The following is a 24,627-nucleotide window of genomic DNA, read 5'->3' on the forward strand; positions in this document are numbered from 1 at the left end:
AATGGATATACTTAGGGTGATTGAGAGCAGAGGGACACACCATGCAGTTTGGAATCTTCAGCGTCGGTGACGTGACCACCGACCCCACGACCGGCAAGACCCCCACCGAGCATGAGCGGATCCAGGCGATCCTCGCCATCGCCCGCAAGGCCGAGGAGGTGGGCCTGGATGTGTTCGCGACCGGTGAGCACCACAACCCGCCGTTTGTGCCCTCAAGCCCCACCACGATGCTCGGGTTCCTGGCCGCGCAGACCAACCGCATCCTGCTGAGCACCTCGACCACGCTGATCACCACCAACGATCCGGTGAAGATCGCCGAGGACTTCGCGATGCTCCAGCACATCAGCGGCGGCCGGGTGGACCTGATGATGGGCCGCGGCAACACCGGCCCGGTCTACCCCTGGTTCGGCAAGGACATCCGCGATGGCATCTCCCTGGCGATCGAAAACTACGCGCTGCTGCACCGCCTGTGGCGCGAGGAATTCGTGGACTGGGAGGGGAAGTTCCGCACCCCGCTGCAGGGCTTCCAGTCGACCCCGCGTCCGCTGGATGGGATCGCGCCCTTCGTCTGGCACGGCTCGATCCGCAGCCCCCAGATCGCCGAGCAGGCCGCCTACTACGGCGACGGATTCTTCCACAACAACATCTTCTGGCCGCAGCAGCACACGGCCCAGATGATCAACCTGTACCGCGAGCGCTATGAGCACTACGGTCACGGCCCCGCGGCCCACGCGATCGTGGGTGTGGGCGGTCAGGTGTTTATGCGTAAGAACTCGCAGGCGGCCAAGGACGAGTTCCGTCCCTACTTCAACAACGCCCCGGTCTACGGCCACGGCCCCTCGATGGAGGAGTTCACCGAGCAGACCCCGCTGACCGTGGGATCCCCGCAGGAGGTCATCGACCGCTATGCCGCCCAGCAGGAGCTCTACGGCGACTACCAGCGCCAGCTGTTCCTGATGGACCACGCGGGCCTGCCGCTGAAGACCGTGCTCGAGCAGCTCGACCTGCTGGGCGAGGAGGTCGTGCCGGTGCTGCGCCGCGAGTTCGCCGCCAAGCGCGCGCCGGGTGTTCCCGATGCGCCGACCCACGCGAGCCTGCTCGCCGCCAGCGGTGCCGTCTCTCAGGCGATCGCACCGCAGAACGACCCGACCTATGACACCGGGTTCGGTGTCACCGGTATCGCCCCGGGTGCCGCGACCCTGGCCTCGGTGGATGCCGAGTCGGGCCGTTGAGCACGCTCATCGCACCCGTCGCACCCCGAGAACTGGAGGTTTGATCATGACCACGCGTCGCATTGCCGTCATTAGTGCCGGGCTCAGCGAGCCCTCCTCGACCCGCCAGCTGGCCGATGCCCTCGCCCGCGCGAGCGCAATCGAGCTGGAGCGCGGGGGAGAGGTGGCCGAGATCGAGGTCATCGAGCTCCGCCACATCGCCCCCGACGTGCTGAACGGTCTGCTCACCGGAACCCACGCCGCACCCCTCGCCCATGCCCTGCGCGTGGTTGAGGAGGCCGACGCGGTGATCGCGGTCACGCCGATTTTCAGCACCAGCTACTCGGGCCTGTTCAAGATGTTTGTGGACCTCATCGATCGCGACGCCCTGACCGGCACGCCGGTGATCCTCGGTGCGACCGCCGGTACGCCCCGCCACTCGCTGGCGATCGACTATGCGATCCGTCCGATCTTCGCCTACCTGCACGCCGACGTGGTTCCCACCGGGGTCTTCGCGGCAACCGCCGACTGGGGCGGGCAGGGGACCGATGCCGAGGGGCTGCCGGGCCGCATCGCCCGAGCCGCCCGCGAGTTGGCGGGCAAGCTCACCGGTAGCGCGCCGCGTTCGTCCCGGGACCTGCCGGCCGCATCGGAGCCCGCCGCGCCCGCTTCGGCGAGCCCCCACGGTGCTGCCCCTGCAACGCGGCCCACGGCGCCGCTCGGTGGCGCGGCCTCCCGCGCCTTCGACGGGGGCTTTGTCCCGATGGGGGATCTGCTGCCGCGCTAGATTCCTCTCGCTCTCACACCCCACGCCGGGGTATCCCTCTGGGGTACCCCGGCGTTGTGTGCATCCGCGTGGTCCTGCTATGGTCATCCCACACAGTCGGGATATCGTCCCGATTATCGGTACCGTCGCCGAAAGGGCCCCGCAATGACCGTTTCCCCCGCTCGCACCCCGCTGTCTCCGATCCTCACGGAGACCCCGATTGTGGCCGTTCTGCGTGCCCGGCACGCACGCGAATACGCGCCGGTGATCGAGGCCCTGGTCGCCGGTGGGGTGCGCTCGATCGAGCTGACCCTGAGCACCGACGGTGTGTTTGAGCACCTGCCCGAGTTGATCCAAAACTTCGGCGAGCGCGCCGAGATCGGGGTGGGCACCATCACCTCCCGTGACCAGGCCAAGCGTGCCCTGGATGGCGGTGCCGCGTATCTGGTCACCCCGATCACCGACCTCAACATCATCGCCGCCGCCACCGCGCGCCGCGTGCCCGTGTTCCCCGGCGGGCTCACCCCTACCGAGCTGTTCTCGGCCTGGGATGCCGGGGCGGCCGCGGTGAAGCTGTTCCCCGCGAGCACGGTTGGACCCGGCTATATCGCTCAGCTGCGCGGGCCGTTCCCGGGCATTCGGGTAGTCCCCTCGGGGGGAATCGGCGTGGATGATGCGGCCGCCTGGATCCGTGCCGGTGCCTCGGCCGTGAGTCTCGGAGGCCCGCTGCTCGGTGACGCCTTCGCCGGAGGCGACCTTGCCGCGCTCACCGATCGCGCCCGGCGCCTGGTGGACAATGTGGCCGACGCCCGCGGGGATGCCCGTGTCGCCGCCGGCTCGGCCGAGGATCGTGTCGCCGCCGGGATCGCCCGATGAGTCGCATTGACGCGGGCATCGCCCCCACCGAGGTGCTCACGTTCGGCGAGACGATGGCGCTGATGCGCACCGATTCGCCCGGTCCGCTGGCCACCGCCCATCAGCTTGCCCTGGGCATCGGCGGGGCCGAAACCAACGTGGCCATCGCGCTGCGCCGGCTCGGGACCGACGTGACCTGGATCGGCCGGGTGGGCGACGACGGCCTCGGTGAAAAGGTGCTGCGCGAGGTCGCCGCCGAGGGCGTACGGGTGGTGTCGATCCTCGATTCGCACGCCCCCACCGGACTGATGATCAAGGAGCGTCGCACCGGCGACCACACCCGGGTCACCTACTACCGTGCGGGCAGCGCGGCCTCCCGCCTGACGCCCGAGGACGTGCCCGCCGAGCGGATCGCCGCCGCCCGGCTGCTCCACGTCACCGGTATCACCCCCGCGCTTTCGGCGTGTGCCCGCGAGACGGTGTTTGCCGCAGTGGATATCGCCCGCGAGCACGGGGTGACCGTGGCCCTGGACCTCAACTATCGTGCGGCGCTGTGGTCGGCGACCGAAGCCGGGGAGGTTTTGCGCGAGCTGGTCACCCGGGCGGACATCGTGTTTGCCGGGGATGATGAGGCCGCGCTGGTTGTGGGTTCGGGTGGGTGTGCCGATCTGGCGCGCGGGCTCGCCGTGCTGGGGCCCGCACAGGTCGTCATCAAGCGCGGGGACAAGGGTGCCCACGCGCTGATCGACGGTGAGGTCCTCGATGTGGAGGCCGTGCCCATCCGCCCGGTCGACACCGTGGGGGCCGGGGATGCGTTTGTGGCCGGATACCTGGCCGAGTTTCTAGCCGGTGAGGATCCCGCCCGCCGCCTGCACACGGCCGTGCGCACCGGGGCATTCGCCTGCCTGGTCGCGGGGGACTGGGAGGGCATGCCGACCCGCCGCGAACTGTCCCTGCTCGACTCGACCGATCCGGTCCAGCGCTAGCCTGCCTAGAGCCAGTGCTCGGCGAAGTCCGGGGTGAGGTGCGCGCCGATCTCCGGGGCGGCGGAGCTCAGGACCGCGGCCACCTCGGCGATCCGGGCGGGTGTCATAAACACGCTCGGTGCCGAGACCGACACCGCCGCGCGATACTCCCCGGTCACATCCGCGATGGCCACCGCAACACACGTGATGCCCAGCTCGTTTTCCTGATCGTCCAGCGCAAACCCGCGGGTGGTGACCTCGCCGAGCGCCGCGGCAAACGCGCCGACATCGGCGAGGGAGCGCTCGGTGCGGCGCTCGGCCGGGTCGAAATAGGTCGCGGCCACGGCGGGCTCGGCGTGGGCGAGCAGTGCCTTGCCCATCGCCGTGTGTTGGGCTCGAAAGCGCGCGCCGGGACGCGAGGCCATGTCGATGCCGCGGCGTCCGCGTGCCTTGGCCAGGTAGAGGATGTCGGTTCCGTCCAGGATGCCCAGGTGGGTCGCGTCGCCCAGTTCGGCGGCGATTCCGGCCAGGAGCTGCTGGACACGGCTGGGGAGATCCATCTCGCGTTCGGCCAGGCTGCCGAGTTCCAGGAGCGCCACGCCCAGGCGGTAGCGCCCATCCGAACTCAGGGTGAGAAAACGGGTGGTCACCAGCGAGGTCAGCATGCGGTGGGTGGCCGACCGGCTCAGGCCGCTGGCGGCCGCCAGCTCATCCAGGCGAACCGTGCCGTGCGCGACCAGGCGCAGCAGGCCCAGCCCGCGCTCGAGGGTCAGGGCACCGGATGTGGGCGTAGTCATGCCCCCAGTATCGCAGCAGGCGGACCGCCACGCGGTTCGGCGGGGGCCCGCGAAGCTGTTATAGTTGAGAGGTTGCCGTTAGATCGGCCGCGGATTAAGAGAGCCCACGCATCCCGTGTGCGGCACCGCGCAGCGAACAGAAAGGGGATCACCACTATGGCTATTACTGACGAAGTCAAGAAGGCGATCATCGAAGAATACGCGACTCAGCCCGGTGACACCGGATCCCCTGAGGTCCAGGTTGCTCTGCTGAGCGCCCGGATCAAGGATCTGACCGAGCACCTCAAGGAGCACAAGCACGACCACCACTCGCGTCGTGGCCTGCTGCTCATGGTGGGTAAGCGTCGTCGTCTGCTGGGTTACCTGCAGGACGTGGACATCAACCGCTACCGTTCGCTCATCGAGCGCCTCGGCCTGCGCCGCTAGTCCGCGACACAGTTCTTCGCGTTTTCAACGCTCTCGTCGGGCCGTCGATCTTCCTTTGGGAATGATCGGCGGCCCCTCGTCTTTTCCCCGCAGAATCTTGAGGATGATCCCGGTATGACCACCCCGACCACGCCCCGTCCGCGCCGCGCCCTGACCCAGTGGGTGGGATATCCGGTGCTGGTTCTGCTTGTGTACTTTGTTGCCGGATCGGTGCTGCTGCCTCTGGTGGACGGTGTCGCGCATATCGTCGCCGTGGCGGTCCTGGTTGCGATCGGGCTCTACCTGCTGGTGTGGCTCTGGCGCTGGGGGAGCGGCCCCAAGGCCGCTCGCAAGCCGCTCACCTCGCTGCGGGACGTCACCCTGCGCGCCCTGGGCCGCGATGCGGATACCGTGGGTGATGTGACCGTCCTCGCCTCGCGCACCCCGGTGCCCGAGAGCCGTTTCTTCCGCAGCCCACTGACCACCGTGCAGGCGTGGCGCGGGGATTTCCCGGCCGCGATCCTGGTGCCCGGCATCACCAGCGGGGTCTCCCGCAACCTGCGCGTGGGTGTGCAGATGGAGGGTGGCGGCAAGGTCTATCTGGTGGGATTCATCGCCCCCGAACAGGACCGTGAGCTGCTGGAGCGCCTGGAACCCCTCGCCGCACGCGGCGAGTATGTCAGCGTGCCCGCCCAGATCCTCAAGAGCACGCTCGGTCACAACCTCACCATCGACCTGGATCTCTCGGTCATTCCCGCCGAACTCGGCTAGCGTCACCGCCCGTTTCGCGTCCGCGTATGCACCGGCGCGAATGGTTGCACGGTACTCTGGAACGTATAACGGGTATGTCACCCGATACATATAACGGGGAGAGAATGCATGGCCGAGCGCGGAATCGCCTCCAGTCTGGTGCGATTTGCCCCGGGCGGCCCCCGCTGGCCGGCCGCCGTTCAGGCGGGCATTGCGATGTTCCTCCCGATCACCATCGGCACCGCCCTGGGCGCACCCCAGCTGGGACTGCTCGCCGGAACCGGCGCGTTCGCGGCAATGTACGGGGGCGGAATCTCGCGCCTGGATCGGGTGCGGGCGCTGCCCTTTGTGGTGATCGCACTGATCCTCTCGGCGGGCCTCGGGGTCCTCGGCTCGGGATCGCACGCAACCGCGCTGATCGTGGTTTTGATCTCGGGAATCCTCTCCTCGATTCTCTCCGCGGGATATAACGTCGGTGCCCCCGGTGCGTTCATGTTCACCCTGGTGACCGGTATCGGCGTGCAGCTGGCCGCCCCACACGCCAGTGGGGGCGCGGGTCTTCCCGGGTGGGAGGTGATCGCGCTTGTGGCCGCCGGGGCAATCCTGTCCTACCTGGTGGTGATTGCCCCGCTGATCGTGCCGCGGATTCGCCGTGCCCAGCCCACACGCACCCCGGTTGCGGGAATCTTTGGCCGTTTCGAGCTTGACGACAACAGCTACCTGGCCACCGTGCGTATGGTGGTGGCCGTGGTGCTGGGAACACTGGTGGGAATCGGCATCGACAGCCATCGCGGGTACTGGATCGTGTGCACGGCGATGGCGATCCTCAGCGTGGGCCACAGCCGGCGGCTGACCCTGGAACGGGGAACCCACCGGGTCCTGGGAACCCTGCTGGGCGCCGGGGTTTTCCTGCTGCTCGCACTGATGCAGCCGCACGGTTTTGTGCTGGCCATCATCCTGGGAATCTTCCAGGGCGTCACCCAGCTGGTTATCTCGCGCCACTACGGGCTCGCCCTGACCCTGATCACCCCGCTCGCGCTACTGATCGCCGGAAACTCCCACGTCAACGCCGAGGCCGTGGCCTTCGAGCGGGTGCTGGACACCGTGATCGGCGCGATCATCGCCGCCGGCGTGCTGCTGGTGACCGTGCCCCGCCCTCGCCGCCGTTCGGCGGAAGCGCCCGCGGAGTCGGCCTAGCGCGGAACCCGTCGCCACGCCAGGATGGGTGATTCCAGCGAAATGGGTTAGTGTGTACCGTTGTTATTTTCGCCGGAAAGGGAACCTGGATGGGTCTGTGGAAGCGTCGTGAACGTTCCAGCAGCATGGAGGAGCTCACCGCCGCGTATGAGCGTGCGGAAGCCGAAGCCAACACCCCGGCCATGGTCGAGGCACTGATCGATATCGCCTGCGCCTGCGAGGCTCGTTCGGCCGGTCGCGGGGTGCGCCACGCGATCGATACCGCCGCCGCGCTGGCCGCCGAGGCCGAGGATCCCGCGCTGATCGAGCGGGTACGCAGCATGGATGCGGCCCTGGACTGCGCGGCTCACCGCGCCTAGTCGGCCCCCGTTTGTGGTCGATCCGATCACGCCACACCCTCCCTCTGAACGGGCCCCTCTGGTAGTGTTGAGGTGGCCTCCCGCTTCGGGAAGCCACTAACTCCGCGTGGGATAGGCCGGCAGGAAGCTGGTCCTCGGTGGTAGGTTCCTCTCGAATAATACGGTTCGCAGGGTGACTTTCTACTGGAGATCAGCCAGACCCAGGTCGTGGTCTGAGCAAGTACCGTCGCCCCAGCCTTCGCGGGCCAACGAGCGTGCGCCCGGCGCGCGCTCAGACGCGAATGGAGATGTGACCTATGGAGGGTCCCGAAATCAAGTTTGCCGAGGCCGTTCTCGACAACGGTAAGTTCGGTAAGCGCACCGTCCGGTTTGAAACCGGACGTCTGGCACAGCAGGCACAGGGTGCCGTTGCCGCCTACCTCGACGAGGAAACCATGCTGCTGTCGGCTACCAGCGCCAGCAAGCACCCGAAGGACAACTTCGACTTCTTCCCGCTGACCGTTGACGTTGAAGAGCGCAGCTACGCAGCCGGCAAGATCCCCGGTTCGTTCTTCCGCCGCGAGGGTCGCCCCTCGACCGAGGCCATCCTGGTCTGCCGTCTGATCGACCGTCCGCTGCGCCCGTCGTTTGTGACCGGTCTGCGCAACGAGGTTCAGATCGTCATCACCGTGCTGTCGATCGCTCCGGGTGAGTTCTACGATGCCCTCGCCATCAACGCCGCTTCGGCTTCGACCCAGATCTCGGGTCTGCCCTTCTCGGGTCCGATCGCCGGTGTGCGCCTGGCCCTGATCCCGGGTGTCAACAGCTCGGATGACCAGTGGGTCGTCTTCCCGACCGCCGCTCAGGTAGAAGACGCCGTCTTCGACCTGACCGTTGCCGGTCGCGTTGTGACCGACGCCAACGGCAAGCAGGACGTCGCCATCATGATGGTGGAGGCCGAGGCTACCGAGAACAGCTGGAACCTGATCAAGGGCGGCGCTACCAAGCCGAACGAGGCCGTTGTGGCCGCCGGTCTTGAGGCTTCCAAGCCCTTCATCAAGCAGCTCGTGGATGCTCAGGCTTCGCTGGCCGCTCAGGCAGCCAAGGAAATCGCCGACTACCCGGTCTTCCTGCCCTACACCGAGGCCGGCAAGGCCCTGGTTTCCGAGCTGGCTCTTGAGGAGCTGACCTCGGTGTACCAGATCGCCGACAAGACCGAGCGTCAGAACGCCGACGACGAGCTCAAGGACCGCACCAAGGCTGCCGTGGCCGCCAAAGTTGAGGCCGAAGAGGTCGAGCAGATCGTTCTGGACCAGTTCTCCGCCGCCTACAAGGCCGTGACCAAGGACGTTGTCCGCGGTCGCATCCTGCGTGACGGTGTCCGTATCGACGGCCGTGGCGCAGCGGACATCCGCGCGCTCGACGCCGAGGTTCAGGTCATCCCGCGCGTGCACGGTTCGGCCATCTTCCAGCGCGGCGAGACCCAGATCCTGGGTGTCACCACGCTGAACATGCTCAAGATGGAGCAGCAGATCGACTCGCTGAGCCCGAACAAGAGCAAGCGTTACCTGCACCACTACAACTTCCCGCCCTACTCCACCGGTGAGACCGGTCGCGTGGGTAGCCCGAAGCGTCGCGAGATCGGGCACGGCTTCCTCGCCGAGCGCGCCCTCGTGCCGGTACTGCCGAGCCGCGAGGAGTTCCCCTACGCGATCCGTCAGGTATCCGAGGCGCTGGGCTCGAACGGTTCGACCTCGATGGGTTCGGTCTGTGCATCGACCCTGTCGCTGCTGAACGCCGGTGTGCCGCTGCGCGCACCCGTTGCCGGTATCGCCATGGGCCTCGTGTCGGATGAGGTGGACGGCCAGACCCGTTACGCCGCACTGACCGACATCCTGGGTGCCGAGGACGCACTGGGCGACATGGACTTCAAGGTCGCCGGTACCTCCGAGTTCATCACCGCCATCCAGCTGGACACCAAGCTGGACGGTCTCCCCGCATCGGTGCTGACCGCAGCGCTGGCTCAGGCCAAGGATGCCCGCACCAAGATCCTCGACGTGATCAACGCCGCGATCGACACCCCCGACGAGATGGCTCCGACCGCGCCCCGCGTGATCAGCGTCAACATCCCGGTGGACAAGATCGGTGAGCTGATCGGCCCCAAGGGTAAGACGATCAACGCGATCCAGGACGAGACCGGCGCGGACATCTCGATCGAAGAGGACGGTACCGTGTACATCGGTGCCGTGGACGGTCCGTCGGCCGAGGCTGCGCGTGCGCAGGTCAACGCCATCGCGAACCCGACCAACCCGGAGATCGGCGAGCAGTTCCTCGGAACCGTCGTGAAGCTGGCCGCCTTCGGTGCGTTCGTGTCGCTGCTGCCCGGTAAGGACGGCCTGCTGCACATCTCCGAGGTGCGCAAGCTTGCCGGTGGCAAGCGCGTGGAGAACGTCGAAGACGTGCTCGGCGTGGGCCAGAAGATCCTGGTGGAGATCACCAAGATCGACGACCGCGGCAAGCTGTCGCTGTCGCCGGTGATCGCCGATGAGGCTGCAGCCGAGGCTCCGGCCGAGGACTAATCCTCAGGTTTCACACCACACCGCCGCCCGTCCCGTTCTCGGGGCGGGCGGCGGTGTTTTGTGGGTGCGTGTCCGGATCCGCTTGACCTGGAGTGCACTCCAGGGTCTATCGTGACGAATATGAGCATCACTACCACCGACCTCTCGATCTCAGCCCTGGCTGAGCTCTCCGGGGTCTCCATCGACACGTTGCGCTACTACGAGCGCGCCGACCTGTTTGTGCGTCCGGTTCGCCGAGACGGGGCCGGCCGGCGACGCTACGGGGAGCGCGACGTGATCTGGGTCCAGTTTGTGACCCGGCTGCGTGCCACCGGGATGGGAATCAACACGATCGCCGAGTACACCCGGCTGGCGCGCCTCGGGGAGAGTACAAACTCCGCCCGACTTGCGCTGCTGGAGGCACATCGGGAGCACGTGGTGGAAAAGCTCACGGAGACTCAGGCGAGCCTCGATGCGATCTCCTACAAGATCGCCGAATATCAACGAAAGGTAGCCGACCTATGAAAACCACCACACTGGGTAGCGAGAACACCCCCGGCGGCGCGCTAAGCGTCGGAAGACTGGGGCTGGGCTGCATGGGGATGTCCGCGTTCTACTCGGGCGCAGGCCTCGATGATGCCGCCTCAATCCGCACGATTCACCGCGCACTGGATCTGGGTGTCACCCTGATCGACACCGCCGAAATCTACGGCCCGCACACCAACGAGGTGCTGGTGGGCAAGGCCCTCGCGGGTCGCCGCGACGAGGTCACCCTCGCCACCAAGTTCGGGATTGTGCCCACCGGTGAGGGCGAGCGCCGATTCGATGGCAGCCCGGAAAACGTGCACCGCTCGATCGACGGATCCCTGCAGCGCCTCGGTACGGACTACGTTGACCTCTACTACCTGCACCGTGTCGACCCCAACGTGGCCATCGAGGACACCGTGGGCGCGCTGGCGGAGCTGGTGGCGGCGGGAAAGATCCGGCACATCGGGCTCTCCGAGGCCGCAGCGGACACCATTCGCCGAGCTCACGCCGTGCACCCGATCACCGCGGTTCAGACCGAATACTCGCTCTGGACTCGCGATCCCGAAGCCGAGATTCTGCCTGTTGTGCGGGAGCTCGGCATCGGATTCGTGCCGTATTCGCCGCTGGGTCGGGGCTTTTTGACCGGAACCATCCGCAGCCTGGACGGACTGGACGAGAACGACTTCCGCCGCTTCAACCCGCGCTTTGCCGGGGACAGCCTGGAGGCGAATATTCGCATCGTCGAGCAGGTGGATGCGGTCGCCCGGGAACTGGATGCGACTCCCGGCCAGGTTGCGCTCGCGTGGCTGCTGGCTCAGGGTGAGCACATCGCCCCGATCCCCGGCACCCGCAAGATCGCCAACCTCGAACAGAACGTGGCCGCCGACGCACTGGTGCTGAGCGCCGCGCAGCTCAAAGCCCTGGACGCGGTTGCCGCCCCGGTGGGCGAGCGCTATCCGGACATGTCCTCGCTGAACCGCTAGGCCCCGCAACACGCAACGCCCGTCGATTTCGACGGGCGTTGCGTGCGTTAACCCCGCTCGGGATACCTAAGGTCGGGGCCGAACATTAAAGAGGTGTTATCTCTATTGCGGATTCTGTGGGAGCGGGGAAGACTGGGGAAAAGTGAGGGGAGGGCCCATGATGAATGTCGTGATTTCACAGAAACAGTCTGTTAGCGCTGTGGCGAGCCCATGGACGAACCTATTGGGACCTTGCTATGTCGATGAATCGGTCCGACGTGAACTCGATATGACCCAGGAAGAGCTCCATCGTGCCAGGCGAGAACTGCGCTTACTCGTCCTGCGCACCGCAGATGGGCGCGATGTCTATCCCGCGTTCCAGATCGTGGACGGAAAGCTGGTCACGGGGTTGCGGGAGGTGCTCCTTGAGCTTCGTCGGGGGACCCACGATTCTTGGACCTGGGCCCAGTGGCTCGGCGCGCCGAACGAAAGCGCAGGCCCGGGAACGGCGCTGCGAAACATCGATCGACTCGTCGCGGGCGCGGTCTCCGAGACCATTCGCGCGGCCACACAATCCGCGGTGATCTGGGCGTCATGAGTGCGCAGCTCGGGGCACCTGATCCACACCCCAACTATGCCGGTTTTCCACGAAAGCGGGTCGCTGCTGGTACTCAGATGTACCGCGCGCACGCCGTAACGCGATCGGCATGGTGGTTTGATAGCGGCCCTCACGGCCGTTTTAATCTGCAGCCTCCACGAGGAACCTGCTATGTCGCCACCAGAATCGAGACTGCTGTTCGTGAGCGCGTTCGCGGGGAAATTCATCGGTCAGGATTTGTGTCTTCCGAATTCGCGCGCTCTTTCAGGATCTCGGCTCTCACCGCGCCAACACGATACTCGTGTGCCTCCGTGAGCTCATCTCGCGCGGCACGGTATCGACTTGTACGCGAGTTAGTCACGCTTGCCAACTATGATCTACCTCGAGAGTGGGCGCGTTCGTTCGCTGATGCGGGATTTACCGGAGTGTTTTACGGCTCCGCTTTTACCACCGGATCGCCCACGGCATTGGGGTTATTTGGGAGTGCAGGCGGCCGCGCATCCGAGGAATTTACCGAACAACACTGTCTGAGTGGGACCCAGGCCGGTGCGCTGTCCGGACTCAGCGTTGCACCGGTCCCCGCTTCGGCAAGGCTGAAACTGATCGAGGAACCGAGGCCCTAACCCCGCTCGGGATACCAGAGGTCGGGACCGAACATTTCGTAGTGGATCTGTCGGGCGGCCACACCCTGATCGATCAGCTGCCCGCGAGCCATCTGCATGAAGGGAAGCGGCCCACACAGGACCACCTCGGCCTCGCGGGGGATGTCCATAAAGGTCAGGTCCATGTCGCCGGTGAAGTTCGAGCTGTCTCCGCCCTCCTGGAACCACAGCTCCAGGGTGGCATTGGGCAGGGAGTGCACATCCTCGGTGATGCGTTCGCGCAGCGCCCAGTGTGCGGGGGAGCGGTCGGCGTGGAACACCTGTACCTGACGGTCGCTGCCGGCTTCGGCGAGCGCCCGCACAATCGCGGCGGTGGGGGTCGCGCCGATTCCGGCGGTGATCAGCGCGAGCGGCGCATCGCTCGGGGTCAGGACCACATTGCCGTAGGGGTTGGAGAGTTCCACCATGTCGCCCACCGCGAGGGTGTCGTTCAGCACGGGGGAGACCAGGCCGGCGTCGTTGCGGCGCACGGCAATCTGGCGTGCGGTGCCGCCGCCGCTGATCAGCGTGTACTGCCGGGCCTGCTTGCGACCCGAGGGGGTGGCCACCCGCACGCTGACATACTGTCCGGGGGTGGCGAGGGAGACCGGGGTATCGGTCACCGGTTCGAAGGTCAGAAACACCGTGTCGCCGTGTTCCTCACGTCCGGTGACCCACCAGAAAGCCCAGCGGGCAAAGCTCGCCTGGGCGTCGTAGAGGTCGCATTCGACCCGCAGGAGGACGTTGCTCAGCAGCCAGTACACGTCGTTCCAGGCGCGGCGCAGTTCGGGGGTGAACTCCGCACCCAGCACAATTTCCAACGCCTCAAACAGGTGGTCGTGCACGATGTCATACTGGCTGGCGCTGACGCCGAGCGCGGTGTGGCGGTGGGCGATGCGGGTGAGCATCGCATCCACCTCCTCGTTTTCATCCTCGGCCATCCGAGCCGCCATCGAGATGAATCCCAGCGCAAATGCCGAGTGCTGGATGCCGCTTTTGTGGTTGGCCTCATTGAAGAGACCGTCCAGGAATTCGGGGTGTGCGGTGAACATTCGCTCGTAAAAGATGGGGGTGATCTGCTCGATTTTTGAGCGAACCAGCGGGAGGCTGGCCACGACGGCTGAGCGGGAGGTTGCGGAGAGCATGCGAAGATCCAGACGGGAGCGGGCGCGGCACGGGCGCGTGCCACTGGCTAGGCTCTCAGATGATCGGGCGGGGTGCGCAGGTCGCTGCGGGTTTTAGAACATCCGCTGTCGGACGCGTGTGGCGTGCACAATGCCCGCCGGCGCAGGGGCACCGGCGGGCGTGTGGGCCAGGGTATTAGCCGGCGACGTAGATGAAGCCCAGCACCGCGCTGGCCAGGCTCAGCAGGGTCAGCACAACCACGGGGATGACCGGCTCGGAGTGACGTGCGTGGATCACGATCGCTCCGATCATGATGATGGCCAGGCCTACGGCGGCGATCGGGGTGAGGATCGGGGCGATACCGGTAACCACGGGCAGGATCAGGCCGAGACCACCGAGGACCTCGACGATGCCGATGAAGCGGGTGAATGCGGTCGGGAAGCGGTCCACGAAGGTCATGCCGCGCTCACTCAGCCGCGGGATCGGGGTCACCGTCTTCATTCCGCCGGAGCCGATGAAGGCCAGGGCCAGCAGGGCGTTGAGGATGATCAGGGCAATAAACACGGGTGTCTCCTTGGGGAAGTGGGGCCCTGAAAGCGGGCAGAACATCACCGTAGCGGCAATTAGTTGAACTCGCAAGTATTGAAGCTTCACGGAATTTCGATAGGGTGGAGACATGGATACCCCGCGCTGGCTCAATGACGAAGAAATCGCCCTGTGGAAGCGACTCCAGGCGATCAGCGAGATCCTGCCGGCCACCGTGGATGCTCAGCTGCGTGCGGATGTGGAACTCACCCGGTATGAGTACTACGTCCTGGCGATGCTCTCCGAAGCCCCCGAACGCAAACTTCCGATGAGTACCCTGGCGCTGGTCACCAATGGCTCACTCTCACGGCTGTCGCACGCGGCCCGGCGGCTTGAGCAGGAGGGGTGGATTGTGCGCGAGCGTGTTCCCACCGACCGTCGCGCGATGATCGCGACCCTGACCGATGCGGGCTTTGCAAAGATTGTGGACGCCGCGCCCGGACACGTCGAGCGGGTGCGCCAGGTGCTCTTTGATCACCTCAGCACCGATCAGGTCGCCGCGCTCAACGCGGCACTGGCACCCGTTCTTACGGCCCTCCTGCCCGAACTCGGCGACCCGGCCGAGTGCCCCGGCGGCGCCTAGGACAACCACCGCATCACCCTCCGCAGGCCGACCCTCGCCGGGGCGTTGACCGCGGGGCATGGCAGGATGGATCTCAGGCTCACCAACCGCCGAGGAGATCCATGTCAACGACGATACGCACCCTGCTGGATGACAACCCCGTGATTGCCAGCATCAAGGATGATGAGGGCCTGGAGGCCGTTTTAGCCTCCGACCGGAAGATCGTGTTTGTCCTCTACGGGTCCATCCTGACCATCGGACAGATCGTGGAGCGCCTCAAGCGCGCCGACCGGATCGTCCTGGTTAATGTGGATCTGATCGAGGGGTTTGCCTCCCGCGAGATCGTGGTGGAGTTTCTGGCCAAACACACCCGGATAGACGGCGTCCTCTCCAACCGGGCGAACCTGGTCAAGGCCGCCAAGCGCCTGAACCTGATCGCCGTGCACCGCCTGTTCCTGATGGACTCGCTGGCCTTTGACAACGTGCCCCGGCAGCTCGAGCTCTCCGGTGCCGACTGCGCCGAGATCCTGCCCGGCTGCATTCCCACGGTGTTGGGATGGATCGCCGACATCGTGGAAACCCCGCTGATTGCCGGGGGACTGGTGTGCAATAAGGCCGACGTGGTCGCGGCACTGGGCGCGGGCGCGCTCGCCGTGGCCTCCTCCAATCGCGACGTCTGGGCGATGTGATCGCGCGGTGTCACCGCGCCATGCGACAGGCAGGCGTCGAAATCGCGGCACGCGTTGCAAAGCCGACGAGCGTTCGTTAGAGTAATCACAACGCGAGCCCAACGGGGCCGCCGAATAACTTCATAACCGCCGGATCACTCCGGCTTGGTTGCCAGAGATCAGAGACAGCAACCCTTCTTTCTTGAAGGGGAGCTGTCTTTTTTTATGCCCAAAACCCACGAGGGAGTGGTAGATGTCCAAAGTTCAGAAGTGGTCAAGCTTCGTGATTCTGTCGATGACCGGCGGGATCATTTTCCAGGTGGCCTACATTCGATATGTGTTCCTCAAGGACACCGCGGATGCCCTCAACATGAGCCTGCAGGACTACGGCAACATCGCCTCGGTCTTCGGCGTTACCGCGATGGTCATGTACTTCTTCGGGGGCTGGTTCGCCGACCGCTTCTCACCCAAGGCGCTGATCTCGGTCGCCCTGATCGGCACCGGTGCCGCCGACCTCTACCTGAGCACCGTCCCCGGATTCACCGGGGTGCTGATCGCCCACATCGTGATGGCGGTCATGGGCATGGCGCTCTACTGGTCGGCGCTGGTCAAGGCCATCGGCATGCTCGGTAGCGACAGGGAACAGGGGCGCCTGTTCGGGTTCTTGGAGGGGATCCGCGGGGTCACCTCCACGGTGATCGGCCTGGCCGGCGCCTGGCTGGTGACGCAGATGATCGTCGCCTCCGAGGGGGTGCTGACCCTGATTCGGGTGTACGGCATCCTGTGCCTGGTCTTTGCCGCGCTGGTGTTCTTTGTGGTCAAGGAGCGCAAGGATGTGCTCGCCAAGCAGGAGTCCAGTGCGGTGAGCCTGGGATCGCTGCTGGCCGCCGCCAAGAACCCCTACACCTGGCTGATCGGTGGCACGGTCGCCGCGATGTTCTGCTTCTACACCACGCTGACCTACTTCACCCCGCTGCTCCAGCACGAGTTCGGGCTGCCCGTGGTGCTGATCGGGGTGCTCGGGGTGGTGCGCAGCTACGTGTTCCAGTTTGTGGCCGGCCCCGTGGGCGGTGTGGTCGTCGACAAGGTCACCCGCTCGACCCCGCGCTTTTTGGAGTGGATGTTCTACGGTTCGGCCCTGATCGCCGTGGTGTTCCTGGTCCTGCCGCGCACCGAATCGCTGATGATCCCCGCCCTGATCCTGATGTTCATCCTGTGCTTCTTCGTCTTCGCCAGTCGCGGGGTCTACTGGGCCAGCGTGGGGGAACTGCAGATCCCCGAGAACCAGCGCGGCGGCGTGATCGGCCTGGCCTCGGGCCTCGCCTACCTGCCCGACGCCTTCCTGCCCACCCTCGGGGCCTGGTGGATCGGCGATCCCGACCAGAACATCCCCCAGCAGGGCGGCGGATATGCGGCGCTCTTCATCTTCCTGATCGCGGTGGCCGCCCTCGGCGTGGTGCTCACCCGCCTCACCCGTGCCCGCCGGGCCCGCGAACTTTCCCTGACCCTCGCCGCCTAGTTTTCACCCAACACCAAGGAGATAACCATGAACATCACCGACTTCTCACTCAACATGTTCTCCCTCGCCGGCAAAACCGCGATCATCACCGGCGGCAACACCGGCCTCGGGCAGGCCTTCGCGCTCGCCCTCGCCAAGGCCGGGGCCGACATCTTTGTCCCCAGCATCATGGACGACGGCGGCGAAACCCGCGCGCTGATCGAGGCCGAGGGCCGTCGCTATGAGTTCCTTGAGGCCGACATCACCAAGCCCGGGGTGCCCGCCCAGATCATCGTCGAGTGTGTGGCCAAGCTGGGCGCGGTGGACATCCTGGTGAACTCCGCCGGCATCTGCAAGCTCAACGATGTGGAGACCTTCGATCGCGCCGACTGGGATCCGATGGTCGCGCTGAACCTCACCGCCGCCTTCGAACTCGGTCACGAGGCCGCCAAGGTCATGATCAAGCAGGGCTCGGGCAAGATCATCAACATCGCCTCGCTGTTCTCCTTCCTCGGCGGCCAGTGGTCGCCCGCGTATGCGGCCACCAAGCACGGCATCGTCGGCTTCACCAAGGCCTACTGCGATGAGCTGGGCCAGCACAACATCCAGGTCAACGCCATCGCGCCGGGCTACTTCGCGACCGCGATCACCGTCAAGACCCGCGAAAACCCGGAGACCAACCAGCGGGTACTCGACCACATCCCGGCCAACCGCTGGGGAGACGTGGCCGACCTGATGGGTGCCACCGTCTTCCTCGCCAGCTCCGCCTCCAACTACGTCAACGGCCACACCCTGACCGTAGACGGCGGCTACCTGGTCCGCTAGAACTTTTCCTCCCGCCATCCGCCCCGTTACGAAAGTAGATCATCACCATGGCAACCCCCACCCTCAGCCGCGAGAACATCGCCAGCGAACTGCGCACCCTGATCGGTGCCGAGAACGTTGATACCACCGAGCAGGAGCTGCGCGAGGCCAGCGTCGACCGGTTCAAGAAGTACACGGCCGTGCACAACATTTTTGACGGCCCGATCCCGGCGGCCATCGCCTATGTGCGCAGCACCGAGCAGGTCGCCGCCGTGCTGGCCTTCGCCAATGAGCACCGCATCAACATCGTGCCCCGCACCGGTCGTACCGCGACCGAGGGCGGCCTGGAAACCGTGGTGGAAAACACCATCGTGCTGGACGGGTCGAAGATGGATCAGATCATCAAGATCGACGAGACCAACATGATGGTCACCGTGCAGTGTGGCGTGCCGCTGCAGCACCTGGAGGACGTGGTGCGTGAGCTCGGCCTGACCACCGGCCACTCGCCGCAGTCCAAGCCGCTGGCCCAGTACGGCGGCCTGGTCGCCACCCGATCGATCGGCCAGTTCTCGACCCTCTATGGGGCCATCGAGGACATGGTGGTGGGCCTGGAGGCCGTCTTCCCCGACGGCACCGTGACCCGGATCAAAAACGTTCCGCGCCGCGCCGCGGGCCCGGACATCCGCCATCTCATCATCGGGAACGAGGGTGCGCTGTGCTTCATCAGCGAGGTCACCGTCAAGCTCTTCCGCTACACCCCCGAGAACAACCGCTTCTTTGGCTACCTGGTGGACGATATCGGTACCGGTGTGGACGTGCTGCGTGAGCTGGTTGTTGAGGGATATAAGCCCTCGGTGTGCCGCGCCTACTCGCCCGAGGACGCCAACCAGCACTTCGCCCACTTCTCCAAGAACAAGGCCGTCGTGGTGCTGGTCGCCGAGGGCCCCAAGCCGCTGGCCGATGCGACCGCGCAGGCAATCGAGGAGACCATCGAGCGCTTCGCCCACGAGAAGGTTGACCCCGCCCACATCGAGGCGTGGTTCAACAACCTCAACTGGGGTCAGGACAAGATCGACGCGGAGAAGGAGGTCATGCTCGCCGAGGCGCACCTGGGCTACACCACCGAGGTTTCGGTGGACTGGTCCAACGTCCGCGACCTCTACGACGGCGTGATGAACCGGGTCCGCACCGAGTTCCCGCACGCGGCCGACCTGACCATGCTCGGCGCGCACTCCTCGCACAGCTACCAGACCGGAACGAACCTCTACTTCGTGTACGACTATCAGATCACCTGCGAGCCGCGTGAGGAGATCAACCAGTACCACATCCCGCTCAATGCGATCATCGTGGAGGAGGCGCTGCGGGTGGGCGGTTCGATGGTGCACCACCACGGAATCGGTAAGTACCGCACCCCGTGGACCGCGCAGGAGCACGGCAGCGCGCTCTACATCCTGGAGAAGTTCAAGTCGACCTTTGATCCCAACGGGATCATGAACGCCGGCACGATCTTCCCGCTCGACAACTAGTGGCACCCCGTGGGCGGCGGGAGACCGCCGCCCACACCCCTCCATCCCCTTTTCCTCGTGTTCGGAGCAGCACATGACGTCCTATTTCCTCGGTATCGACAACGGCTCACAGAGCGCCAAGGTCACCATCTTTGATCGCACGGGTGCCGTGCACGCCACCGGGCATCGGGCCCTGCGTCCCAATGCCACTCCGGCACCGGGACGGGTGGAGCATCCGGATGATGATCTGTGGGAGGCCATCTCTTTTGCCTGCCGCGAGGCGATGGAAAACTTCACCGGGGACCCGGCGGAGATTCGCGGGGTGGGACTGTGCACGATCCGCTTCTGCCGGGCGATGCTCCGCGCCGACGGTACCCTCGCCCAGCCGGTGCTGAGCTGGATGGACGAGCGGGTCTCGCGCGCCTATGAGGACACCGATCCCGACGTCGCGTATGTCACCACCTCCTCGGGGTACATCAGCCACCGGATGACCGGGGTCTTTGCCGACACCGCGGCCAACTATCAGGGCATGTGGCCCATCGATACCGACACCTGGGAGTGGAGCACCGATGAGGCGGTGATCGATGCATGTGGGATCCCGCGCGGCAAGCTCTTCACCCTGGTGATGCCCGGCGATACCCTGGGCCTGGTGAGCGCCGAAGCCTCCGCGGCCACCGGCATCCCGGCCGGACTCCCGGTCATCGCAACGGCCAACGACAAGGCCGTCGAGGCCCTGGGCTGTGGACTGCGCTCGCCCCGCGAGGTGCTGGTCTCGCTCGGCACGTACATCGCCTCGATGACGCTCGGCCACCAAAACATCACCGACGCCGAGGGGTTCTGGACGAACTTTGCCTCCGAACCCCACGAGTACCTCTACGAGAGCGATGGGATCCGCCGCGGCATGTGGACGGTCAGCTGGTATCGCGATCTCCTGGGGGAGGAAACGGCCGAGTTCGCCCGGGCCTCGGGGCGCAGCGTCGAGGAGTTCCTGGGCGACGGCGCGGCCACCGTGCCGCCCGGTGCCGACGGACTGGTCGCGATCCTCGACTGGCTCGCCCCCACCGACAAGACCTACCGCCGCGGTGCCTTCCTCGGCTTTGACGGCCGGCAGGGGCGCTTCCACCTGTATCGCGCAATTCTCGAGGCCATCGCGCTGGAGATGGGACAAAACGCGGGCCGGATGGCCGATCGGGTGGGGACCGAGTTTGAGCGGGTGCTGGTCTCGGGCGGCGGGTCCAGTTCGGACCTGATGATGCAGATCTTCGCCGATGTGTTTGGGATTCCGGCCACCCGCACCCGGGTTAATAATGGCGCGGGCTTGGGCGCGGCAATCTGCGTGGCCGTGGCGTTGGGGGAGTACCCCGACTTTGATACCGCGGTGGCCGCGATGGTCCAGCCCGGAGATACCTTCGAGCCGGATCCCGAGCGGGTGGGGTTTTATGCGCGCCTGGGGGCCTACCATGCGCGACTGCGCGAGTTCACCGACCCGATGTTTGAGGTCGGCGCGTCGATCATGGGGACCACCGACTAGGGATTCCCACGGATACCACATCACATGTCGTATCCAAATTGTTATCGGTTCGTCAAAAAACGTTCGCGTCGGGGTGAGGTTGAGGGTGAAACCCGGCATAGACTACGTCTCAGGTGGCGAAAACTCGGCAAAATTCGCCATCGCGTCGGATGACGAGGGGAGAGCCGGTGCTGAAGCAGATGACGGTTGGACTGGAGTCGATCCCGCTCACCCTGCCCGGACTCATCCCCGTGGGTGCCCCCGAGAACTCCCAAACCGACGAGCGTCGAGACCTCGCCCAGACGGGCCTGCGTGTACATCCAATCGCGCTGGGCACCTCGGTGTTTGGCTGGACTGCGCAGACCGCGGATTGTGAACTGATTCTGGACCGCTACGCCGAGCTGGGCGGAAACTTCCTGGACACCGCGGATAGCTACTCCGCCGGACGCAGCGAACACATCATCGGCTCCTGGGTGTCGCGCCGCGGGGTGCGCGATCAGACGGTGATCGCCACCAAGATCGGACGCCACCCGGACAACCCGGGCCTGGGCTCGGTCAGCATCGTGCGCGCGGTCGAGGCGAGCCTGGAGCGCCTGCAAACCGACTACATCGATGTCCTGTACTTCCACGACGACGACCCCACGGTTCCCCTTGAGGATGCCCTCGGAACGGCCGAATGGCTGATCGAGAGCGGCAAGGTGCGCCACCTCGCGGTGTCCGCCTACCGTCCCGAGCGCCTGGTTCAGGCACGCATCCTGGCGGCCTCGGGCTACCCGCGGATCGCCGCGGTGGGCACCCACTATTCGCTGCTGCACCGCAGCAGCTATGAGGGGACCCTGGAACTGGTCTCGCGGGGGCAAAACCTCGCGGTGATTCCCTACCTGACCCTGGAAAACGGCTTCCTCAGTGGCAAGTATCGCTCGCGGGCGCAGCTGGACACCACCGCACGCGGAACCCGGGTGAGCAGCCTGGTCAACCGCCAGGGCCTGCGCGCGCTGCAGGTGCTGGACCGGGTCGCCGAGGAGCAGGGGGTGACCCCAACCACGATCGCGCTGGCCTGGGTACTGTCGCGTCCGGGGATCACCGCCCCCGTGGTGAGCGCAAATGACCCCGAGCAGGTGGACGCGCTGATGGCGGCACCGGCCATTTCGCTGACCCGCACCCAGAGCGCCGAACTGGAAAAAGTGTGGCACTCCTAGTTGTGATGGTCCGCTGCGTCGGGGTTCTAATTTGGCCCCGCGCCGGACAAACCCATCGGAATGTGAGCGTCCTGGCTTAGGGTGGAGCCGATGATTCCCCCGAGAGAGTTCCCCCTCACCGAGCCCAGTATCGACTTTGAAACCGCGGCCGGCTCGCGGATTCGACGCACCGTTTTGCCCACCGGCCTGCGAATTCTCAGCGAGGAGATGCCCGCGGCCCAGAGCGCCACGATCGGCTTCTGGGTGGGAGTTGGTTCCCGCGATGAGCTGGCCACCGAGTCCGCGGTGGGTGCCTCGGGATTTGGATCCACCCACTTCCTGGAACACCTGCTGTTCAAGGGCACCCCGAGCCGCAGCGCGCTGGATATCGCCATCGCGTTTGACGCGGTAGGCGGCGAACACAACGCACTGACCGCCAAGGAATACACCTGCTACTACGCCAAGGTTCGGGACCAGGACCTGGGCATGGCCACCTCGGTTCTCGCCGACATGATCGCCTCCTCACTGATCGATCCCGAGGAGTTTGAGCGCGAACGCCAGGTCATCATCGAGGAACTGGCGATGCGTGAGGACGATCCCGGAACCGCCGTCTGGGAGCTCCTGTTTGAGGCGGTGCTCGGCGAGCACCCGCTGGCCCGCCCGATCGGCGGTACCCCCGAGACCATCGAGGCGTGCACCCGCGAGGCCGTGATGGAGCACTATGCTCGCAACTACCGTGCCGCCGACGTGGTCATCTCGGTCGCCGGGGCCGTGCGTCACGACGAGCTGGTCGCCGATGTTGTGGCCGCGCTGACCGAGGCCGGCTGGGACCCCACCATTCAGGCCGATCCGGTCCCGCGTCGTCCGCTGGTTCCGGTCAACACCCTGCCCGCGCGCTCGCTCGTGGTGGAGAATCGCCCGATTGAGCAGGTCCACCTGCTGCTGGGCTGCACCGGCATCGCAATGCGGGACGATCGCTGGCCGGTCATGAGCATCCTCAACTCGATCCTCGGCGGCGGGATGTCCTCACGCCTGTTCCAGGAGATCCGCGAAAAGCGCGGGCTGGCCTACTCGGTCTACTCGTTCTCCAGCGCGTTCTCGGACACCGGGGTGTTTGGGCTGGGGGCCGCGTGCACCCCGGCACGCGCCCGCGAGGTCACCGACCTGATGTATGCGGAACTGATCACGATGGCCACCGACGGGGTCACCGAGGAGGAGATGAGCCGTGCGCTGGGCCAGCTCTCCGGCGCCTCCGCCCTGGCCCTCGAGGACTCCGATTCGCGCATGTCCCGATTGGGTCGAGCGGACCTGATTCTCGGCGAGTTCCAGGAATTAGACACCATCCTGGAAATGCTTGCCGCCGTCACCGCCGAGGACGTGCGAGCACTCGCGCGTGAGCTTGCGGACCGGCCGTTTACGGTTGCCGCGGTGGGGGCAATCGACGAGAGTGTATTTGACGGCTTCGGTGAGTCCTTAGAAGGGAAACGATCATGAGCCAGTATCTGTACCTCGTGCGTCATGGTGAACAGCAGGATGCCGAACACGGCATGCCCGATGGCCCGCTCTCCCCGCGTGGGCGACGCCAGGCTCGGCTGATCGCCGAACGCCTGAGCGGCCTTCCGCTCACCGCCGCCTACCATTCGCCGCTGCAGCGTGCGGCCGAAACGGCCGAGCTGATCGCCGAACGGTTGCCCTCGATCGCGCTGGAGTCCTCGGCCCTGCTCTTTGACTGCGTGCCGACCGGCAAAACCCCGGACACCCCGAGCGCATTCGATTCGTTTTTTGGCGGTATCACGGATGCCGAAACCGAGGCTGGCGCCGCCCAGATGAATGATGCGGTAGCCGAGTTCCTCGCCCCCAAGAGCGGGGATCGGCACGACCTGATCATCAGCCACAACTTTGTGATCGCCTGGTTTGTGCGGGAGGTTCTGGGTGCCCCCGACTGGCGCTGGATGACCCTGGACCAGGCCAACTGTGGGCTCACGGTGATTCACCGCAAGCCCGGGCGTCCCTGGACCCTGCTCACGCACAACGATTTGGCGCACCTGCCGGTGGAGCTGCGTACCGGACTGCCGGATCCGCTGCCGGTCTAGACCCCGGATACACCCCGCCATACGGCACCCCGTCCCGGCGGGGTGTCCTATTTTCTGGGGCGGGTTAGGCGGTGAGCTGCTTCCCGTACCAGTGGTTGGCGTTGGGGTTGCTGTTATAGGGCTCGATCTCCACGTAGCCCGAGCTGCGGTACAGGCCCCCGGCGGCGGCCAGCGTCGCATTGGTATCCAACACCAGCTCGCGCGCGCCGAGTGCGCGCGCCTCCGCCTCGAGGGTTTCCAGCAGGCGTCGACCCCATCCGGCACCGCGGGCCGCGGGGCGCAGGAAGACGTGCTTGATTTCAAACCGAGTGGGGCTGAGCGCGCGGACGCCGCCGCAGCCGACCGGGGTGTCTCCGTCCAGGAGCACCACAAAGGCACCGTCGGGGTCGACAAACCGGGCGGGATCGGGGTGGGTCACGATGTAGTCCCCGCCTTCGAAGCCAACCGCGCGCTCGGCGAAGTACTCGTCCAGGAGGTCGCGGGAGCGCGGATCCGTGGTGCTCAGACGAACAAATGTGTGCATGTTCC

Annotated in this window: 26 protein-coding genes; 22 read left to right on the forward strand and 4 right to left on the reverse strand. The window is 65.9% G+C overall.

Translation table 11 applies throughout. The features are described 5' to 3' along the window. Positions 1–41: 41 nt before the first annotated feature. The 4 genes from M2390_RS00930 (at position 42) to M2390_RS00945 (ending at position 3,818) form a co-directional block, all read left to right on the forward strand. Entirely contained in the window at positions 42–1,232 is a 1,191-nt protein-coding gene (locus M2390_RS00930) for an LLM class flavin-dependent oxidoreductase (RefSeq protein ID WP_259176386.1), read from the forward strand. A gap of 46 nt (positions 1,233–1,278) precedes the next feature. Further along, on the forward strand, positions 1,279–1,998 hold the full coding sequence (locus tag M2390_RS00935) for a CE1759 family FMN reductase (protein ID WP_259176389.1): 720 nt from the start codon (positions 1,279–1,281) through the stop codon (positions 1,996–1,998). Between the two features lie 144 nt (positions 1,999–2,142). Continuing rightward, positions 2,143–2,853 (forward strand): bifunctional 4-hydroxy-2-oxoglutarate aldolase/2-dehydro-3-deoxy-phosphogluconate aldolase, encoded by a 711-nt coding sequence (locus M2390_RS00940; RefSeq protein WP_259176391.1) that lies wholly within the window; start codon positions 2,143–2,145, stop codon positions 2,851–2,853. Next, complete coding sequence (locus M2390_RS00945; RefSeq protein WP_259176393.1) at positions 2,850–3,818, forward strand: sugar kinase; 969 nt, start codon at positions 2,850–2,852, stop codon at positions 3,816–3,818. The genes M2390_RS00940 and M2390_RS00945 overlap by 4 nt, the downstream gene beginning before the upstream one ends. A 5-nt stretch (positions 3,819–3,823) precedes the next feature. Here M2390_RS00945 and M2390_RS00950 read toward each other — a convergent pair whose 3' ends face one another. Beyond that, on the reverse strand, positions 3,824–4,594 hold the full coding sequence (locus tag M2390_RS00950; protein ID WP_259176394.1) for an IclR family transcriptional regulator: 771 nt from the start codon (positions 4,592–4,594) through the stop codon (positions 3,824–3,826). A 156-nt stretch (positions 4,595–4,750) separates the two neighbouring features. Between M2390_RS00950 and rpsO the strand changes: the two genes are divergently transcribed. From rpsO to M2390_RS16165, 9 genes are all read left to right on the forward strand, one after another. Beyond that, positions 4,751–5,020, forward strand: a complete 270-nt coding sequence (gene rpsO, locus M2390_RS00955; protein ID WP_030143008.1) for a 30S ribosomal protein S15 — start codon at positions 4,751–4,753, stop codon at positions 5,018–5,020. Positions 5,021–5,134: 114 nt separating this feature from the next. Beyond that, on the forward strand, positions 5,135–5,770 hold the full coding sequence (locus M2390_RS00960) for a hypothetical protein (protein ID WP_259176396.1): 636 nt from the start codon (positions 5,135–5,137) through the stop codon (positions 5,768–5,770). Positions 5,771–5,878: 108 nt separating this feature from the next. After that, on the forward strand, positions 5,879–6,946 hold the full coding sequence (locus M2390_RS00965) for an FUSC family protein (RefSeq protein WP_259176397.1): 1,068 nt from the start codon (positions 5,879–5,881) through the stop codon (positions 6,944–6,946). 89 nt (positions 6,947–7,035) lie between these two features. After that, positions 7,036–7,305 carry a hypothetical protein gene (locus M2390_RS00970; RefSeq protein ID WP_156027348.1) on the forward strand — a complete coding sequence of 90 codons (270 nt, stop codon included), beginning with the start codon at positions 7,036–7,038 and terminating at the stop codon, positions 7,303–7,305. Positions 7,306–7,601: 296 nt separating this feature from the next. Beyond that, positions 7,602–9,863 (forward strand): polyribonucleotide nucleotidyltransferase, encoded by a 2,262-nt coding sequence (locus M2390_RS00975; protein ID WP_259176399.1) that lies wholly within the window; start codon positions 7,602–7,604, stop codon positions 9,861–9,863. A gap of 120 nt (positions 9,864–9,983) precedes the next feature. Beyond that, complete coding sequence (locus M2390_RS00980) at positions 9,984–10,367, forward strand: MerR family transcriptional regulator (RefSeq protein ID WP_259176401.1); 384 nt, start codon at positions 9,984–9,986, stop codon at positions 10,365–10,367. Further along, entirely contained in the window at positions 10,364–11,353 is a 990-nt protein-coding gene (locus M2390_RS00985; RefSeq protein ID WP_259176402.1) for an aldo/keto reductase, read from the forward strand. The genes M2390_RS00980 and M2390_RS00985 overlap by 4 nt, the downstream gene beginning before the upstream one ends. Positions 11,354–11,621: 268 nt before the next feature. Continuing rightward, entirely contained in the window at positions 11,622–11,930 is a 309-nt protein-coding gene (locus tag M2390_RS00990; protein ID WP_259176404.1) for a hypothetical protein, read from the forward strand. A gap of 77 nt (positions 11,931–12,007) precedes the next feature. Next, positions 12,008–12,553: an RES family NAD+ phosphorylase gene (locus M2390_RS16165; RefSeq protein WP_396822403.1), complete on the forward strand. Its 546-nt coding sequence runs from the start codon at positions 12,008–12,010 to the stop codon at positions 12,551–12,553. Here M2390_RS16165 and M2390_RS00995 read toward each other — a convergent pair. Continuing rightward, positions 12,550–13,716 (reverse strand): globin domain-containing protein, encoded by a 1,167-nt coding sequence (locus M2390_RS00995; protein WP_259176408.1) that lies wholly within the window; start codon positions 13,714–13,716, stop codon positions 12,550–12,552. The two genes, M2390_RS16165 and M2390_RS00995, sit on opposite strands and share 4 nt — an antisense overlap. A 175-nt stretch (positions 13,717–13,891) precedes the next feature. After that, positions 13,892–14,260, reverse strand: coding sequence for a DoxX family protein (locus M2390_RS01000; protein ID WP_121688273.1), 369 nt, complete (start codon positions 14,258–14,260; stop codon positions 13,892–13,894). Positions 14,261–14,372: 112 nt separating this feature from the next. On the opposite strand from M2390_RS01000, the gene M2390_RS01005 reads away from it, so the two are divergent. The 9 genes from M2390_RS01005 to M2390_RS01045 all read left to right on the forward strand — a co-directional run bounded on the left by M2390_RS01005 (position 14,373) and on the right by M2390_RS01045 (position 24,099). Further along, positions 14,373–14,864 carry a MarR family winged helix-turn-helix transcriptional regulator gene (locus tag M2390_RS01005; RefSeq protein ID WP_259176414.1) on the forward strand — a complete coding sequence of 164 codons (492 nt, stop codon included), beginning with the start codon at positions 14,373–14,375 and terminating at the stop codon, positions 14,862–14,864. A gap of 101 nt (positions 14,865–14,965) precedes the next feature. Then, positions 14,966–15,532 (forward strand): glycerol-3-phosphate responsive antiterminator, encoded by a 567-nt coding sequence (locus M2390_RS01010; RefSeq protein ID WP_259176416.1) that lies wholly within the window; start codon positions 14,966–14,968, stop codon positions 15,530–15,532. A gap of 232 nt (positions 15,533–15,764) precedes the next feature. Further along, positions 15,765–17,030: an MFS transporter gene (locus tag M2390_RS01015; RefSeq protein ID WP_259176417.1), complete on the forward strand. Its 1,266-nt coding sequence runs from the start codon at positions 15,765–15,767 to the stop codon at positions 17,028–17,030. A gap of 27 nt (positions 17,031–17,057) precedes the next feature. After that, on the forward strand, positions 17,058–17,834 hold the full coding sequence (locus M2390_RS01020; RefSeq protein WP_259176419.1) for an SDR family oxidoreductase: 777 nt from the start codon (positions 17,058–17,060) through the stop codon (positions 17,832–17,834). A 47-nt stretch (positions 17,835–17,881) separates the two neighbouring features. Next, positions 17,882–19,339, forward strand: coding sequence for an FAD-binding oxidoreductase (locus M2390_RS01025; protein ID WP_259176421.1), 1,458 nt, complete (start codon positions 17,882–17,884; stop codon positions 19,337–19,339). Between the two features lie 73 nt (positions 19,340–19,412). After that, on the forward strand, positions 19,413–20,849 hold the full coding sequence (locus tag M2390_RS01030; protein ID WP_259176423.1) for an FGGY-family carbohydrate kinase: 1,437 nt from the start codon (positions 19,413–19,415) through the stop codon (positions 20,847–20,849). Between the two features lie 167 nt (positions 20,850–21,016). Beyond that, on the forward strand, positions 21,017–22,027 hold the full coding sequence (locus M2390_RS01035) for an aldo/keto reductase (protein WP_259176426.1): 1,011 nt from the start codon (positions 21,017–21,019) through the stop codon (positions 22,025–22,027). 90 nt (positions 22,028–22,117) lie between these two features. Further along, positions 22,118–23,500 carry a pitrilysin family protein gene (locus M2390_RS01040; RefSeq protein WP_259176428.1) on the forward strand — a complete coding sequence of 461 codons (1,383 nt, stop codon included), beginning with the start codon at positions 22,118–22,120 and terminating at the stop codon, positions 23,498–23,500. After that, positions 23,497–24,099 (forward strand): histidine phosphatase family protein, encoded by a 603-nt coding sequence (locus tag M2390_RS01045; RefSeq protein WP_259176430.1) that lies wholly within the window; start codon positions 23,497–23,499, stop codon positions 24,097–24,099. Before M2390_RS01040 ends, M2390_RS01045 begins: the two co-directional genes overlap by 4 nt. Positions 24,100–24,163: 64 nt before the next feature. Here the strand turns inward: M2390_RS01045 and M2390_RS01050 are convergent, their stop codons facing one another. Next, a complete protein-coding gene (locus M2390_RS01050) occupies positions 24,164–24,622 on the reverse strand; it encodes a GNAT family N-acetyltransferase (protein ID WP_259176432.1) in 459 nt (152 codons plus the stop codon). Positions 24,623–24,627 lie beyond the last annotated feature (5 nt).

Source organism: Mycetocola sp. BIGb0189 (assembly GCF_024810155.1).
In the GTDB taxonomy this organism is placed as follows: Bacteria; Actinomycetota; Actinomycetes; order Actinomycetales; family Microbacteriaceae; genus Mycetocola; species Mycetocola lacteus.